The 14,983-nt window shown below is 66.4% G+C and carries 16 protein-coding genes and 1 pseudogene; 8 read left to right on the top strand and 9 right to left on the bottom strand.

What is annotated here, in order from left to right; genetic code table 11:
• The 9 genes and pseudogenes from Q8S30_RS20930 to Q8S30_RS20890 all read right to left on the bottom strand — a co-directional run.
• On the bottom strand, positions 1-445 hold a 445-nt coding region (locus Q8S30_RS20930), incomplete at its 3' end, for a hypothetical protein (protein ID WP_305667963.1).
• A 202-nt stretch (positions 446-647) separates the two neighbouring features.
• Positions 648-1,157: pseudogene (locus tag Q8S30_RS20925) on the bottom strand (DNA cytosine methyltransferase); the annotation flags it as partial.
• Position 1,158: 1 nt separating this feature from the next.
• Positions 1,159-2,529 (bottom strand): site-specific DNA-methyltransferase, encoded by a 1,371-nt coding sequence (locus Q8S30_RS20920; RefSeq protein WP_066813822.1) that lies wholly within the window; start codon positions 2,527-2,529, stop codon positions 1,159-1,161.
• Between the two features lie 416 nt (positions 2,530-2,945).
• Positions 2,946-3,326 (bottom strand): DUF6362 family protein, encoded by a 381-nt coding sequence (locus Q8S30_RS20915; protein ID WP_018303644.1) that lies wholly within the window; start codon positions 3,324-3,326, stop codon positions 2,946-2,948.
• Complete coding sequence (locus Q8S30_RS20910; protein WP_305667962.1) at positions 3,319-3,519, bottom strand: hypothetical protein; 201 nt, start codon at positions 3,517-3,519, stop codon at positions 3,319-3,321. The genes Q8S30_RS20915 and Q8S30_RS20910 overlap by 8 nt, the downstream gene beginning before the upstream one ends.
• Positions 3,516-4,004, bottom strand: coding sequence for a hypothetical protein (locus Q8S30_RS20905; protein WP_305667961.1), 489 nt, complete (start codon positions 4,002-4,004; stop codon positions 3,516-3,518). The genes Q8S30_RS20910 and Q8S30_RS20905 overlap by 4 nt, the downstream gene beginning before the upstream one ends.
• A 145-nt stretch (positions 4,005-4,149) precedes the next feature.
• Positions 4,150-6,507: a phage/plasmid primase, P4 family gene (locus Q8S30_RS20900; protein ID WP_305667960.1), complete on the bottom strand. Its 2,358-nt coding sequence runs from the start codon at positions 6,505-6,507 to the stop codon at positions 4,150-4,152.
• Entirely contained in the window at positions 6,504-7,250 is a 747-nt protein-coding gene (locus tag Q8S30_RS20895; protein WP_305667959.1) for a hypothetical protein, read from the bottom strand. The genes Q8S30_RS20900 and Q8S30_RS20895 overlap by 4 nt, the downstream gene beginning before the upstream one ends.
• Positions 7,250-7,456 carry a DUF6511 domain-containing protein gene (locus Q8S30_RS20890; RefSeq protein ID WP_305667958.1) on the bottom strand — a complete coding sequence of 69 codons (207 nt, stop codon included), beginning with the start codon at positions 7,454-7,456 and terminating at the stop codon, positions 7,250-7,252. Before Q8S30_RS20890 ends, Q8S30_RS20895 begins: the two co-directional genes overlap by 1 nt.
• Before the next feature lie 224 nt (positions 7,457-7,680).
• Between Q8S30_RS20890 and Q8S30_RS20885 the strand changes: the two genes are divergently transcribed.
• The 8 genes from Q8S30_RS20885 to Q8S30_RS20850 all read left to right on the top strand — a co-directional run.
• Positions 7,681-8,880 carry a hypothetical protein gene (locus Q8S30_RS20885; RefSeq protein WP_305667957.1) on the top strand — a complete coding sequence of 400 codons (1,200 nt, stop codon included), beginning with the start codon at positions 7,681-7,683 and terminating at the stop codon, positions 8,878-8,880.
• Positions 8,849-9,973, top strand: coding sequence for a hypothetical protein (locus tag Q8S30_RS20880; RefSeq protein WP_305667956.1), 1,125 nt, complete (start codon positions 8,849-8,851; stop codon positions 9,971-9,973). Before Q8S30_RS20885 ends, Q8S30_RS20880 begins: the two co-directional genes overlap by 32 nt.
• 168 nt (positions 9,974-10,141) lie before the next feature.
• On the top strand, positions 10,142-10,753 hold the full coding sequence (locus tag Q8S30_RS20875) for a sigma-70 family RNA polymerase sigma factor (protein ID WP_305667955.1): 612 nt from the start codon (positions 10,142-10,144) through the stop codon (positions 10,751-10,753).
• 178 nt (positions 10,754-10,931) lie between these two features.
• Complete coding sequence (locus tag Q8S30_RS20870) at positions 10,932-11,225, top strand: hypothetical protein (protein ID WP_305667954.1); 294 nt, start codon at positions 10,932-10,934, stop codon at positions 11,223-11,225.
• A complete protein-coding gene (locus Q8S30_RS20865; protein ID WP_305667953.1) occupies positions 11,222-12,118 on the top strand; it encodes an ATP-binding protein in 897 nt (298 codons plus the stop codon). Before Q8S30_RS20870 ends, Q8S30_RS20865 begins: the two co-directional genes overlap by 4 nt.
• Positions 12,119-12,120: 2 nt before the next feature.
• Positions 12,121-12,750 (top strand): hypothetical protein, encoded by a 630-nt coding sequence (locus tag Q8S30_RS20860; RefSeq protein ID WP_305667952.1) that lies wholly within the window; start codon positions 12,121-12,123, stop codon positions 12,748-12,750.
• Between the two features lie 11 nt (positions 12,751-12,761).
• Positions 12,762-14,444 carry a DEAD/DEAH box helicase gene (locus Q8S30_RS20855; protein ID WP_305667951.1) on the top strand — a complete coding sequence of 561 codons (1,683 nt, stop codon included), beginning with the start codon at positions 12,762-12,764 and terminating at the stop codon, positions 14,442-14,444.
• 196 nt (positions 14,445-14,640) lie between these two features.
• Positions 14,641-14,983: DUF2924 domain-containing protein (locus tag Q8S30_RS20850; protein ID WP_305667950.1), on the top strand; the 343-nt coding region annotated here is incomplete at its 3' end.

Raw genomic sequence — 14,983 nt, 5'->3', positions numbered from 1 at the left:
TTGATCGTGCCCGGGACCGGGCCGCGTCATGCATTCGGGCTCGGACCTCGGATCCTGAAACACAAGGAGCACCATCATGTGACCGCCAACCGTTGACATCGAAATGCCCATGTGAGGTCTGGCGCACATCGCAGGTATCGCTCCCAGCCATCGGCGTCACCAGGACCTGGCGGCCAAGCAGGCCGTTCACCGGCGTGTTCGCCAAGGTCGTCGCTCCATCCTTGTGATCCCGCGCTGTCGGCGTCATCCACATCCCCGCCGCATGGGTCAGGTCGGCCGTCTTGCGGTTGCCCGCGCTCCGCTTGCAGCCGTCGTTCGCCATTGGCGTCGGCCAGTCGCGCGCCATGCGGTCCAGACCCTTTTCGTCCTTCCGCTCGCCGCCCCGACTGCGGAAGCTGTCGATCTGCGGCGTGGGCCACATCGCGGCCGTCGTCGCGAGGTTCATGCCGTGCTGACCCGCTGCCTGCGACGGCGTCGGCTTCGTCTGCCGGTTCTCGTTGGCGCTGGCCCTCGGCGTCGGCCAGAGCCGCAGCAGTTCCGTCCGGTTCCCGCCACTCGACCGGGTGCCAGAGCAGGCGCGTGGGGTCGGCCAGGTCGTCCCCTTGGCGGATGGCGAGGATGAAGAGCCGCTCGCGTTTGTGGGGCGCGCCAACCTCCGCCGCCGTGAAGAGGCCTGCCGCAAGGCGGTAGCCCATGCCGACCAGTCCGCTGGCGACTTCGGGGAAGCCGAGGCGGAGATGATGGGCGACATTCTCGAGGAAGACGAAGGGCGGTTCAACCTCGGCGATGATGCGGGCGACATGCGGCCAGAGGTGGCGTGGGTCGTCCGCGCCCCGGCGCTTTCCCGCGACCGAGAACGGCTGGCACGGATAGCCCGCAGTGACGATGTCCACCGCGCCGCGCCATGGGCGGCCGTCGAAGGTTCCAACATCGTCCCAGACAACAGCCTGATCCAGGGACGCGTCTTCCATCCGCGCCACGAGAGTGGCTGCGGCGAAGGTTTCCCGTTCGACATGGCCCACAGCACGATATCCGGGGATGGCGATGGTGAGCCCGAGATCGAGCCCGCCTGCGCCGGAGCAGAGGGAGAGGCCGAAGAGGCATGCGTCTCCGGCTCCGGAAGTGTCTCCGGAGGAAGGTAAAGCCAGGTCATGCATGTCACGCGGCGGTCTGGCGCTTGCGCGCGGGTTCGGCGTCCGTTGCTGGGGCATCGGCCGAGGCGTCGGCGTCGTCGCCCAGCCGCTCGGTCCTCACCTGCGCGAAGGTCCGACCATCGCCATCGAGGATCGCGCCGCGGCCGGTTTCGGCCTGCCAGCGTTCCACGGCGACATCGACATAGGCCGGGCTGATTTCCATTGCGAAGACGCGGCGGCCGTTGGCCTCGCCCGCCATGATCTGCGATCCGGAGCCGGAGAACGGCTCATAGCAGAGGCCGCCCCGCGCCACATGCTGGCGCATCGGGATGCCGAAGGCGTCGAGCGGTTTCGGCGTCGGATGGTCGGGCCGGTCGTCCTTGGCGAAGCTAGGCAGCGCCCATGTCGATGGCAGCGTTTCCTCGGCCACCTTCGGCGGACGGTTGGGGCGGCGCCAGCCCATGAAGCAGGGCTCGTGTTTCCAGAGGTAATGGGAGCGGGTCAGAACCCCGCGGTCCTTCACCCAGATGATCTGTTGATGGACGAAGGCGCCCGCCTTTTCCCAGCAAGCCTCCAGCATCGCCTGGCGGCGCGAGGCGTGCCAGCAGTACCAGGCCGCATCCTCGGAGATCGCTTCGGCCACGGCCGCCGCGATGAACCCGTCGTAGAGGTCCGCGCCCTGCGAGGAGTCGTCCCACGTGGTGCCATAGGACGCGGACCAGTCCTTGTTGCGGGTCGGATGGTTCGAGCCATCATAATCGACGAGATACGGCGGGTCGGTGGCGAACAGGATCGCCCGTTCGCCATTCATCAGGCGGCGCACATCGGCCGCGCTGGTGCTGTCACCGCAAAGCAGACGGTGATCGCCGAGGATCCACAGATCGCCGGTCTGCGAGGCAGGATTGCGCGGCGGCTCGGGGATGGTCACCGGGGGCACGGAGCCCCCGGCGCCACCTTCTTCACCGTCGTCTTCCGCGACGTAGGCCAGCAGCCTGTCCAACTCACCGTCGGAAAAGCCGACCAGCGACAGGTCGAAATCCTCGGCCAGAAGGTCGTTCAGTTCGGCCGACAGCAGCGCCTCGTCCCAGGTCCCGAGTTCCGTCAGCTTGTTGTCCGCGATCCGGTAAGCCCGGCGCTGCGCCTCGGTCAGATGCCCGAGCACGATCACCGGCGCTTCGGTCAGCCCCAGCTGCGTCGCGGCCAGCACGCGGCCATGGCCTGCGATGAGCTCGCCGTCCTCCGCCACGAGGCACGGCACGGTCCAGCCGAACTCGGCCATGCTGGCGGCGATCTTCGCGACCTGGTCCGCGCCATGCGCCTTCGCGTTCTTCGCGTAGGGCTGGAGGCGCGACAGCGGCCACGTCTCGATCGCGTCCGGGGCGAAGCTCAGCGTCATGGTGGGCAAGGTTCCTCGGTCGGGTGGATGCCGGTGGCTTCCGGACTCCGGATGCCGGGCCGGACTCCAAGCGGAGTCCAGCGGCCACCAGCGGTGTCCGGTCGAAAGGTCAGCGTTCATTGGTGCTTGCGCGGGGCGCGCGTGGCTCCGGCTTCCGGGTGGCTTCCCAAAAATCCGGCCCTGACGCTGGCGAAGTTCCGCGCTTCGCCCGCCAGCATACGAATATCGCCAGGAAGGAACCGGAAACTGCCGTGGGCTGGACCCCGGCTGGACCCTGGCTGGATGCCGGGGTCCAGGAGGCCCCCGTCAACGCAAAGGGGAGAGCGAGCTTTCCAGCGCACTCTCCCCATCTTGCCTTCGGAATAGCATGGATCTGTTGCAGATGTCGAAGGGAAAAGTGTTGCAACACATTGGAGTCACTGCGCATTCAGGCGGGCGGCGATCTTGGTCAGCGCCAGCTGCCAGCGCCGCCATGCGGTCGTGCGGTCGCAGCCGAGCTCGCCGCTGATCTGCTTCCACGGCACGCGGGCGGCGCGCGACCAGACCAGCTTGCGCTCCGCCTCCTCGATCCAGAGCACCCAGTCGAAGGTCTGTTCGAGCCGGGTGATCGCGGCGGCCGAGGGCCAGACCCGCATCGGCTGCGGCTCCATCGCCGCGATCTCGCGGCTGGTCCGCACGATGTCGGGCCAGGTGTTGAAGTAGCCCTGCGCCTTCACCGGCGGCAGCTTGCGCAGGGTGCGGAACGCCTCCTCGAAATGATCGGCGACGCAGTCGGCGGTCCATTCGCGATCAGCCATGGCGCGCCTCACTGTCGGAAGGGCGCGGGCCGTAGAGCTTCTCGCCGAGCTGGCGGACCAGTTCACGCTCGGGCCAGGTGAGGCGGTCGTCATCGGCGGAGACCGCGAGGACGCCCTGTTCCTGCCAGCCCTCGCGCTTGACCTGTTCGGGATCCCGGCGCTGGCCGCCGTAACCATGGGGATGCGATCTCATGCGACACCCCCGTTCGTCTCGATCGCCCAGAGCAGGATGGCGATGGCGTCGGCCTCGTTGTCGTCGGCCGGGCTGAAGCCGCGGGCGCGGACGGCTGCGACCATGGCGGCCTTGTCGGCATTGCCCTTGCCAGCGGCGTGACGCTTGATCGTGCCGACCGGGACGCCCTCGTAGGGCACACCCCGCAGCTCAGCCCATGCGGTCAGCGTGGCCATGAGCCCGCCGTAGATGTGGCTCGCGTCGGTGCCCGCGTGGCGGCGGACTTCCTCGAACCAGATCGCGGCGACGGGCCCCGACAGCCGGTCGATCTCGGTCAGCCAGTTGGTGAAGCGCAGGTAGCGCATGCCGCCGCCGTCGAAGCGGCCGGGACGCAGCGAGATGGTGCCGCTGGTGATCAGGCCGTCATGGCCGCGGATCGCCCAGCCGGTCGAGGTGCCGAGGTCGAGCGCGAGGATGCAGCGGAGCAGTCCACCACCCTCCCGCATCGGAACCGGGGGGTGGGTGACGGGTGTGACGGATGTGACGGATGGTTCCCTATCCGCTCCACAGGCGCGCACATGCGCGTGCGTAACGGTCTTATAGGTATGATCCGTCACATCCGTCACACAGCCTGATTTCATTAGCATTTTCCTATTCTCCCGAGAAAAGATCAGAGTTACTGTCATCGAGGGCGATGCCCCGGAAGCCTTTGGCCGCGCGGGTGTTGTGACGCTCGAATCCCCGGACGATCAGGGCTTCCGAGAAGCGCTTGACCGAGCCCGCGAACTCGCCGTTCGCATCGGCCCACGCCTTCCAGTCGGCGAACATCGCGGAGGTGCTGGCGCTGAGGTGCAACCCGACAGAGCAGCGCTCGTCGATCCAGCGACCGATGGCGTCTTCCGCCTCGAAGTAGTCCTCTGTCGCGGCCATCACGGCGGGCGGCGGGCGCAGGCCTGTCCGCTGCCATTCGATGCAGCCCTCGAGCGCCCACGCGAGGATCCCATCGCGTTCGGCCAGCAGCCTGTCCGCCAGGTGCTTGTCGCGCCGCGCGGGCGGGATGGTGACGGTGAAGGGCACCATGTGCAGGCGCCGCTTCATCGCCTCGTCCACGTTGCGGATGGAAGGCTTGTGGTTGCCGACGATCAGCAGCTTGAACTGCGGGATGAACTCGAAGAAATCCTGCCGCATGAAGCGGGCCGTGATCTTGTCGCCCCCCGTCAGCGCCTTCAGCTTGCTCTCTGCCCAGCGGCTGCCCTGTTCCGTTTCGATGGACGTGACGATGCGCGCCCCGCGCAGCCCGGCCATGTCGGTCGGGTGGCGATCACCCTGCGTGGCCATGAACATGTCCATCGGCGCGACGGTGGCGTAGTCGCCGAGGATGGCGGTCAGGGTGTTGGCGAAGACCGATTTCCCGTTTGCGCCGGTACCGTAGAGAAAGAACAGCGCGTGCTCGGTGGTCACGCCCGTCAGGCAGTAGCCCGCCATGCGCTGCAGGTAGGATTGCAGTTCGCCATCCCCGCCCGTGACTGTCTCGAGAAAGCCGAGCCAAACCGGACAGGCGTCTGCGACCGATGCCCCGGCAATACGGGTCATGAAGAGGCCGGGGTCGTGGAGCAGCGAGGCGCCGCTGCGCAAATCGACCACGCCACCGGGCGTGTTCAACAGCCAGGGATCGCGATCCCACGGCTCCGTCGTGGTTGCGTGGCGGCGGTCGGAACGGGCAAGCCGCTCCACAGCAGAGACGGTCGCAGCGCTGGAAAGCTTCGCCTTGAGTCGCGCAGACCCGGCGCGCGCCGCCGCCTCGCGGCAGATCATCCGGGCCAGATCGAAGGCCTGCAGCGTCTCCTCGCGCCGCCAGAGCTTGCCCGACCAGGTCAGCCATTGTCCCCAGCCCGCGACGTAGCGCCATGTCTCGGCATGTCGGGCGGCAAAGGTTGCGGCGAGCGCATCCTCGGTGAAGCGCACTGGCACCGGCCCATCATGCCCTCCGCCAGCAGGGCCGCCGCCATCGGGACCGTCATCCTCGTCATCGATCTCGCCGTTGCGGGCGGCGTCGCGTTTCCAGAGGCGCTCGGCTTCCTCGCGCAGCCGATCCTCCGGCCAGGGAGGGGCAACGCGGGCCGCGTTATAGGAGACGATTTCCTCCCACGCTTGTTCGCGCGGCACGTGGCCTTCGCGGGCACGGCGGATCCAGTAGCCGATCACGCGCGACAGCGCGTCGAATCGGGTGGTGCCATCCACGCCGCCTTCGCGGACCTGGCGGCCGAACAACTCGGTCACGCTGCCACGCTCGGTGGCGGCCATGTTGAAATCGAGCCCGTTCTCGCCTTCGAGCGGCGGCATCGCGATGATCGCCTCGAGCAGCTCGCCAAGGTCGTGATCGCGAGGATCGTGGTTCAGGATCTGCACCGGCCGCCGAAGACCCTGTTTGGCGTGGATCGATCCCGCGACGCGGATCGGCTGGTGCGCGGACCGGAACGAAGGGTCGCCACCAACCTTCGCGGCGATCATGTGCCGGGCACGGCAGACCGTGGCGATGTCTTCGCCTTCGGCGGGCTCGGTCAGACGCCAGTAGAGGTGCAGCTTGCGCTGGCCCTCGGCGGTGACACCACCGGACCCGACCTCGAGTGTCGGTCTTCCGAGATGCTGCACGAGATGGTCACGCTTCGAACAGATGTCGCCATGGTCGAGATCGACGAGCACCACTTGCGTCTGCACGATGCTCTCGGCCCGTGCGTCGCCTGGGGCCGCGACTGTGCCGGGCGCAACGAACAGGGCCATGCCAGCGTCGCTCGCCCATGTCGCCTGAAGCGCGAGTTTCGCGGCTAGCGTGGCGTCCGCTTCGATGAAGGGCACATGCGGCGGGCCATCGCCCGCGCCTTTCTCTGCGAGCGCACGGACCGGCACCCAGCCGTCGCAGTAGCCGAACACCACGTCGGCATAGATCGCGATCATTTCAGCGTCGGGCGCGACGTCGTCGGGCGCGATGGTGTCGGACGGGACCGTCATGCCCAGCACCGTTCCCGCCACGCACAGAAGCGGCATTCGAAGTGGTCGGGGTCGGCCGTGTGGCGGGGAAGAATTTCACCCGCATCACAGGCGCGCAGGATTGTCACCGCCTTGTCGCTGGCGGACTGGGCGAGTGCGGCATCGAACGGCACGAGTTCGTGCCAGATCTCGCACGTGTCCTTGTTGATCGCCGTGAAGAGCGCGGGCGCCTCGGTCAGGCCGAGATAGGCCTGGTAGAGCGCGATCTGCGCGGCGTAGACTGGCTTGGCCTTTCCGACGCCGTGCTTCGCGATTTCCCGCCAGTTCTTGGCGTTCGCCGATTTGCACTCCCAGAGCGCAGGAACCGCCATGCCGTTCGGCGCGGCGACGACCACCCCGTCGGCATGGCCTTGCACACGTCCGCCCACGACCGAAAAGCCGAACTGATCGCCATGGCGATTGCGCGCGCGAAGGTCGAACCCGGCCCTGCGCAGCCAGACGATGGCCAGGTCTTCGAGAACGTGCCCGAGCGCGAAGATCCGCAGGGACTTGCCCGAGAACCCGGCAGCCGGGTCCTTCGGCGTCTTCAGGTATTCATACTGCAGCCTGCGCTGGCAGATGTCGCCCAGCCGACTGCCTCCGAGATAGTCGCGTTGGGGACGTTCGGCCTGTTCCGCCACGAGGGCGGTGTCGATGCAGGCATTGACGGCGTCCGCGAAACTGGGCGGCTTCTCCCGATGGTTGAAGTCGAAAACGGCATCCATCAGAACGGCACCTCCGGATCCGGCCGGGGCGCGCTGGTCTGCATCGCCTCCTGGAAACCGTCGACGGCGGCCGTCGCGAGCGCGAGCGCTTGTGCCTCGGTGAGATCCGCGAACCGCGTAGTCCACCCGAACTCGGCCATGAGTTCGGCCATGTTGCGGAGGGCTGCGCGCAGGGCTGCCTGTTCGCGTTCGTCTGGATCTATCATGCGCCGACCCCGCTAGAGGGCGCTGGCGTGAGGGAATGCGGGATGGCGCGGCGCGCCGGGTAGATGCTGTTCATGGGAGAGCTCCAGATGCTCTCCTCACCTACCGGCGGGGGTGGCGGACTGTCGGATGGCGCGCACAGAACCTTACGGGAACACAATCTTGTGGCGAGCGCGATTCCTTCCTAATCTTGCGGACCGTAACAATTTCAGGAGCAACGAGGCCGATGCCAGCATTTAATCCAAGGATTTTCAGCAACCCAGCCCGCCTCAAGCACATTGCTCCCGCGAGACTTAAAGCGTTTCTTGAGCCTTGGAAGGACTACTTCAAGTCCCGCAAGCTCGACCTCGCCGCGTGTTCGACAGATGACATGCCGCTCGATGCCATCGCTGACGTACTCATGAATCCCGATGCTTCAGTTCCCGAGGACATGGTCAACGCGCTCTATTACGTGCACGAAACCGCGTCCCATGAGGCGATGGACGAGTTGCTCGACCGCGCAGCAGCGGCGGGCATTGAGATCGACAAGGATCACGAGGTTTCGTTGGCCGATGTATCGGTCCAGATCTGGCTTGCTCAGCCCATGCTGCTTCAGCGCCAGCATGCCGAAACCGTGGCGTTCCAGCGTTCCAACTTCATGTATTTCGCCGGTTCGCGCCCGAAGAAAAAGGCCGCAGCGCTCCCGTCCATCACAGACGCCATTGCGAAGACCATGCAGGACCGGATGGACAACTGGTTCGAGGTGAAGCGCAGGGGGCGCAACAGCCGGATATTCGCGTTCCCGAGAGGCGAGAAGATCTGGCTGCTCGTGCGGCACGGCATGCCGATGCGCCGGGAAGGGAAGCACCAGGACGACGGTGAAAGCGGAATTGCGTTCTATCGGCCCCAACAACATGACGTGCTGATCTACGACAGTATGACCGACGAGATCGGCGTGAACGCCGGAACGAAGGGCGAGCGCGAACTCTATCTCAAGACGTTCGGTGAGGCGCTGTTCGGCAGCGAGGATTATTTCGATCGCTCCGAGCGATACACACTCGACCCGCTGCGCGAACTGGGGCCGGATGCAATGGCGCATGGGGATATCGAGGGAATTGCCGGTGTGCGCTTCGTGGAGTTCGGCCGTCGATGGCCCGGTAAATTTTCGGAGATGGAAATTCGCAAGTCGGAGGACCTGTTCAAGGCCTATGGCGAAAACTGGGAGAAGCGGCTCACTGGCGGCGCGTTCACGCACGCGACCTTCAAGTTTGCATTCGACGGCAGTAAGCGGGAGCGGTCCGTGACGATAAGGCCCGCGAACATTGCCCGCTATGAACGGGAGTCTGACGAAGAGGTCATCGAAGCCTGGCTGAAGGCTCGCGGGTTCTGGGCGATTCCGGCAGGGGCGGATGACGATGCGGATTTCGAAGTTCTGGAAGACGCTTGATGCGCTGATCGATGCAGCGACAGACCGGCGCGAATGGGCCAGCCTGTTGGGCGATGAATTCGGCTGCGTGGTGGTCGACGGACCCGACTGCCTTCTGCCACTGGTGCGATCGACCGGAACGCCAGCGACGAGCATCGCCTGCCCATCACCAGGCGGTGAGGGGTGCCCCCGCCGAGTCGTGCACCACGACGACGGCACCATCCGCGCTGTCTGTGGTGACAGCCCCAAGGCCTGCGCCGATCTCGACCTGAACAAGAACGACATAATGATCTACGGCCTCGACCGTGTCGGGTTGGCGCGCAGCATCGCCGCAGCATTCGACCTGTCCGACCGTCCTGCAAGTTTCGACCGTCGACCGGTCTTCAGGATCGGCTCACATGATGTGTTTGCAGGCCGGGGTTTTCCTGTTTTCCTGACCGTGCCGGGGCCGCTGGCACACGAGGACGTGGCGCAATTTGACGACGTGATTGCCCACCTGGGACCCAAACTGCTGCTGGCCCCGACATCGTCATCAATCCCGCCGCAACTTGCCGCCGCTCTGGATCGCGAAGGTGTCGTGCGCATGGCGCTTGAGGATCTGGTCCACCTTGATGACCGCGGGCTATTGCAGCCTTGCCAGCCATCGACCGTCGTGTTCGCCGATCTCCGCGCTCAGATCGTGAGCGGGACGGATAACGCAGTCTCCAACCTGGCGTGGGCGCTGCCGAGCAACGCGCGATGGGAGGAAATCGGGATCCGCTTCGTCGCCGATGAAGTCGTCAACGTGAGTTTCCGGGGCGAGACCCGTAGGTTCGAGCCCGATGGTCTCGGGCTGAAGAGCGCCAAGAATGGCAAGCCGAAAGCGGCGTGGGCCTATCTGAAAGCGTTCGCGATGCAGGGTGGCCGGCTCCCCGTCCATCATGCGAAGAGCACCGACACCTCGAAGCACCAGAAACAGAAACAGGCGCTTTCCAAGGTGCTGCGAACCGCATTCGGGATTGCCGACGATCCGCTACCCACGGTCGGGGGTGAGTATGTCGCCCGTTTCGTGGCGAACGCCGACGATCTCCAGCAGGGCAAGCTGGGTCAATCCCGACGAAAATTCGCTGACTGACCCCAAGAATTTCTTCAAAATATTTCGCCTCTCAAGCCGGTGAAATCCAACCGGGTTTCAGCGGTTTCTCTTTGTTCTGAGCCCGCCAAGGCCGCCGCTCCAACGAATTTTCGCCGGTCCCGGTCACTCGGGCCGCGTGCCCGTCCACCTGGACGAAGGCGAAACTTCATGGAGCGTTTCCACCCCATTTGCGACGCGCGCTCGCGCGTCTCCCGCAACATCATTATCCGGGCCGAACGGCTTGCTCGATCAGGTTCGGTCCCCGGCATGGACGCCGAGGACATCAAGCAGGACCTGCGTCTGCACCTCTATCGCCGCGACGACAGGTTCGACCCCTCCCGCGGTCAGTACGACACGTTTGCCGATCGCGTTCTGGCGAACCGCATCGCCACGCTGGCTGCGCCGACCGAACGCCTGCGGGCTGAGCGGGCGTGGGTCGACTTCGAGACTCCGTCCGAGGGTCGCGGCGATGACGAGATGCTGCCGCTCGCGGAAACCCTGCCTGACAGTGTGGCGCTGCACGCCCTCGTCGCGCGCGCACCGGACGAGGCGTTCGGGCTGGTCCGCGATGTCCGGCGCCTTCTCGCGGCGCTGACACCGACCTGCAGGGATGTCGCGCTGGCGCTGATCGACATGTCGCCGACGGAGGCAGCCGAGGCCCTCGGGATCCATCGCAGCACAGTCTACGCCCGGCTCGGCACGATCCGGAAGGCGGCCGAGGCGCTTGATCTCGCCGCATATCTCGGCGCCGCCCCGACAGTCTCAGAGGCCCGCCAGTAGGTGACAACAGGACCGGCGACGACCCGGTTCCACCAAGTTTCATGCCGGGCCCTCGGAGGAATGCAACACCCCCACGCGGGGAAACACTCCGACCGCAAGCTCCAGGGCGGCGTCAGGCCCGGCAGCAGTCTTCCCGACGATCCCTGGACACCAACCGACGAATACACGGAGCATCACCATGTTCACGACTTCCCCCCTCAAACGCCTGCGCCAGTCGAGCTGGATGGAGGCGATCCCCGACACGGTCAACGTTCCGGCCCTGTCCGACAGGCCGAACCGCGCGGTGCCGATCGAGCGCGCCACCGTGGACGACATCGAGTTCGCGCTTGTCGCCCTGGCGCGGCAGCAGTCCGAGCTCTACCGGCTCACGAGTGCGCTTGGCGACGTATTGAAGATGGCGCGCCGCCAGGGTGCCTGTGGCGCGGACATCGCCATTTCGGCCGCTGTGCGGGATCTGGAGGGCGGCAAGTGAGCGCCCCCTTCGGCGGCGGGCCGCTCCGCATCATCACGGCCGACGAACGCCTGCGCGAGGCGCGCGGCATCAAGGGGGTGCTCACGGGCACCTCCGGCATCGGCAAGACCACGCAGCTGCTGACCCTCGATCCGCAGCGAACGCTTTTCCTGAACCTCGAGGCGGGCGAGTTGGCCGTTCAGGGCTGGCCCGGCGACGAGGTCCGCATCCGCGACTGGGAGGTCGCCCGCGATCTCGCCGCCTGGATCGGCGGCGCCAACCCGGCCATGCGGGACGACCAGTCCTATGGGCCCGGACACTTCGCGCGGGTCTGCGCGGCCTTCGGTCCCGCCAGCCAACTCGACAAGTACGACACGGTCTTCGTCGACAGCATCTCCGTCGCCTCTCGCATCTGCCTTCAGTGGTGCAAGGGCCAATCCCAGGCCCAGTCCGACCGCACCGGCAAGCCGGATCTCCGCGCGACCTACGGGTTGCTCGGCCAGGAGATGATCGGCTGGCTCACGCATCTGCAGCACACGCCCGCCAAGAACATCTGGCTGGTCGGTCTTCTCGACCGCAAGCTCGACGACTTCGGCAAGCCTTTCTTCTCGATGCAGATCGAGGGATCGAAGACCGGCCTCGAATTGCCCGGCATCGTCGACGAAGTCGTGACCCTGACCGAACTGCGCCCCGAGAAGGGTGACCCGTTCAGGGCATTCATCTGCACCACCATCAACGATTTCGGCCTGCCTGCGAAGGACCGCAGCGGCCGGTTGTCGATGATCGAGCCCGCCCATCTCGGGCGGCTCATGGCGAAGATCCGTGGTCCGCGCCCCGATGGCGCTGCCCGCCTGAACTTCGATCTGCCCGCGGCCGCCACCGCACCCAATCCCCTGACGACGAAAGGAGCATGACAATGGCGAGCGACATGGATTTCAACGGCGCGGACACGCAGGACGCCGCTTTCGACCTCATTCCGGCCAACACGCTGGTCAAGGTCTGCCTCACCGTCCGCCCCGGCGGCGCGGGCCCGGAAGGCTGGCTGACCCAGAGCAAGACCAGCCCAGCCCTCTACCTAAATACCGAGGCAGTCGTGATGGAGGGGCCGTTCGCGCGGCGTCGCATCTACACGCGCATCGGCTTTCGCGGAAAAGCTGCGGGCGGTCCCGGCGACGACACCTACGGCAACCGCGGGCGCGCCATGATCCGCGGCATCCTCGAATCCGCCCGCGGCGTGCGTGCCGACGACCAGTCGAACGCCGCCCGCGCCGCGCGGATGATCCGCAGCCTCGGCGAGTTGAACGGGCTGGAGTTCGTGGCGCGCATCGGCATCGAGCGCGACAAGGACAAGTCCGACGACACCGGGCGCAACGTCATCAAGGCCGCGCTCGGCGCCGACCATGCCGAATACGCTCGGGTGATGGGCAGCGTACCCCAGCCACCGCAGCAGGGTCAGTTCACCGCCTCGGGCCCGCAGCTTGCGGACAACGGCATGGGTCAGTCGGGCGCGCCGTCCTCCGGCTCCGCGCCCTTCTGGGCACGCTGAGGGGGACGGCCATGATTCCGCGCGACTATCAGAGGGCGGCGGTCGATGCCGCCCGCGACCGCACCGCCGCACATGGCAACACCATGCTGGTGCTGCCCACCGGGGCGGGAAAGACGGCCATCGCCGGTTTCTACATCGGCGAGGAACTGGAGCAACGCAAACACGACCGCGTTCTGGTGCTGCAGCACACCGACGAGTTGATCGATCAGAACCGCAGCGCCATCGGCACTGTCACCGGAATGCCGACCTCGGTGGTCAAGGCCGAGCAGGACGACTGGGACGGCCGCATCGTCTTCGGAAGCGTCCAGACCCTGGCGCGCGCCAGCCGGCGCGAGCGGATGGCGCCGGTCTCGCATCTCGTCATCGACGAATGCCACCGCTCCGCGGCGCAAAGCTATCAGTCCATCATCGACGAGGCCCGGGCGCTCAATCCGGAGATCAAGCTGCTCGGGCTCTCGGCCACGCCGGGTCGCGGCGATGGCCGCAGCCTGCGCCGCACCTTCAGCAATGTCGGCTATCATCTGAAGATCGGCACGCTGATCGGTCGCGGTCTCCTGGTGCCACCGCGCACCTACACCATCGATCTCGGCGTCGAGGACGAACTGGCCGGGCTGGGCGCCACCGCCGGCGATTTCGACATGCGCGCGGCAGACAAGGTGCTGAACCGCTCGGTGCTGAACGAGGCCGTCGTCGAACACTGGCAGGCGAAGGCAGCGGACCGGCGCACCATCTTCTTCTGTGCGACGGTCGACCATGCCGATGCAGTTGCCGATGCATTCCGCACGGCCGGCGTCACAGCCGAGACGATCTCGGGCGCGATGCCATCGCGGACACGCGCCGACCTCATCGCCCGGTTCGACCGGGGCGAGGTGCAGGTGCTGACGAACTGCATGGTCCTGACCGAGGGTTTCGACAGCCAGCCCGTCGGCTGCATCGGCATCCTGCGCCCCATGCTGCACAAGGGCACCTTCATCCAGGCAGTCGGTCGCGGTCTGCGGCGGGTCGATCCCGCGCGTTTCCCAGGCATCGTGAAAACCGACTGCGTCGTGCTCGACTTCGCGGGCGCGGCGCTGCGGCACGGGTCGCTCGAACAGGAGATCACCCTCGACGAGGACGATCCTGAGCCCGGCCAGGCACCGTGGAAACTGTGCCCGACCTGTGAGGCTGAATTGCCGCTTGGAGCATCGGTCTGCGATTTCTGCGGTCACGTCTTCACGCGGGAACGAGCAGAGGCCCGACTGCTGACCGCCTTCGACATGATGGAGATCGACCTGCTGGAGCGGTCCCCGTTCGCCTGGTGCGATTTGCATGGCGACGGCCAGGCGATGATGGCGAGCGGGTTCAATGGCTGGGCCGGGGTGTTCCATGATGGCGCGCTCTGGCACGCGCTCGGACAGCCGAAAGGCAGGGCGATCCGGCCGCTCGCCATCGGCACCCGGGTGCAGGCGCTCGCCGCCGCAGACGATTTCCTGCGCGCCACCGAGACGGGGACCGCCTCGATCAAGAGCCGTCGCTGGCTGAACGACCCGGCGACCATGAAACAGATGGACCTGCTGCAACGCGCGGGGCACGAGGCCAATGGGCTGGATTTCAGCCTGTCGAAATACGCCGCCAACTGCCATCTGAACTTCCGTTGGAACCGCGGCGCGATCACCGCTGCCGTTCTTGGCCGTGCGGAGCGGTCGGCTGCATGAAACGCCCCAATCCGCTCCCGCCCGACCAGATGACGCCCGAAGAGCGCCGCACTGAGCTATGCGGCCTGCTGGCGCTCGGGCTGGTTCGGTTGCGGATGCGGGATGGGAGCGAAGTATCTGACGATACTGGAGAACGTTGCCTACACTATCCGCCCGACCAATGCCGTCATGCAACTCCAACTCATCGGAGAAATGCATGAACAAGCCCGATCCCATCCCCGCGCGCCTGGCTGCGCTCAAGACCACACCGACGCCCGACCTGAAGCAACAGTGGCGCGACCTGTTCGACAGCGAGCCGCCACCCTTCAATCGCCGCTATCTCGAAAGCCGCATCGCGTATCGCATCCAAGAACTCGCCTATGGCGGGCTGAAGCCCGAGACGATCCGGCGGCTTGAGCGGCTGGGCGAAGAACTGGACGGCGGCGACAGGAAGAAGCGCAGCATCCGCGCCGACCGCGACCGCCCCATCACGGGCACGCGCCTCCTGCGCGAATGGCAGGGCGTCGAGCAGATCGTCACCGTCACCGCCGACGGCTTCG

Source organism: Frigidibacter sp., from assembly GCF_030695035.1.
Classification (GTDB): Bacteria; Pseudomonadota; Alphaproteobacteria; order Rhodobacterales; family Rhodobacteraceae; genus Frigidibacter.
Note: the sequence above shows the minus strand (reverse complement) of the source record. Positions and strands in the feature narration are given on the sequence as shown.

Bases quoted from the DNA above. Each gene is read 5' to 3' on its own strand.
- Q8S30_RS20920 (WP_066813822.1), bottom strand. From the start codon at position 2,529: ATGACGCTGAGCTTCGCCCCGGACGCGATCGAGACGTGGCCGCTGTCG.
- Q8S30_RS20915 (WP_018303644.1), bottom strand. From the start codon at position 3,326: ATGGCTGATCGCGAATGGACCGCCGACTGCGTCGCCGATCATTTCGAG.
- Q8S30_RS20910 (WP_305667962.1), bottom strand. From the start codon at position 3,519: ATGAGATCGCATCCCCATGGTTACGGCGGCCAGCGCCGGGATCCCGAA.
- Q8S30_RS20905 (WP_305667961.1), bottom strand. From the start codon at position 4,004: ATGCGGGAGGGTGGTGGACTGCTCCGCTGCATCCTCGCGCTCGACCTC.
- Q8S30_RS20900 (WP_305667960.1), bottom strand. From the start codon at position 6,507: ATGACGGTCCCGTCCGACACCATCGCGCCCGACGACGTCGCGCCCGAC.
- Q8S30_RS20895 (WP_305667959.1), bottom strand. From the start codon at position 7,250: ATGGATGCCGTTTTCGACTTCAACCATCGGGAGAAGCCGCCCAGTTTC.
- Q8S30_RS20890 (WP_305667958.1), bottom strand. From the start codon at position 7,456: ATGATAGATCCAGACGAACGCGAACAGGCAGCCCTGCGCGCAGCCCTC.
- Q8S30_RS20885 (WP_305667957.1), top strand. From the start codon at position 7,681: ATGCCAGCATTTAATCCAAGGATTTTCAGCAACCCAGCCCGCCTCAAG.
- Q8S30_RS20880 (WP_305667956.1), top strand. From the start codon at position 8,849: ATGCGGATTTCGAAGTTCTGGAAGACGCTTGATGCGCTGATCGATGCA.
- Q8S30_RS20875 (WP_305667955.1), top strand. From the start codon at position 10,142: ATGGAGCGTTTCCACCCCATTTGCGACGCGCGCTCGCGCGTCTCCCGC.
- Q8S30_RS20870 (WP_305667954.1), top strand. From the start codon at position 10,932: ATGTTCACGACTTCCCCCCTCAAACGCCTGCGCCAGTCGAGCTGGATG.
- Q8S30_RS20860 (WP_305667952.1), top strand. From the start codon at position 12,121: ATGGCGAGCGACATGGATTTCAACGGCGCGGACACGCAGGACGCCGCT.
- Q8S30_RS20855 (WP_305667951.1), top strand. From the start codon at position 12,762: ATGATTCCGCGCGACTATCAGAGGGCGGCGGTCGATGCCGCCCGCGAC.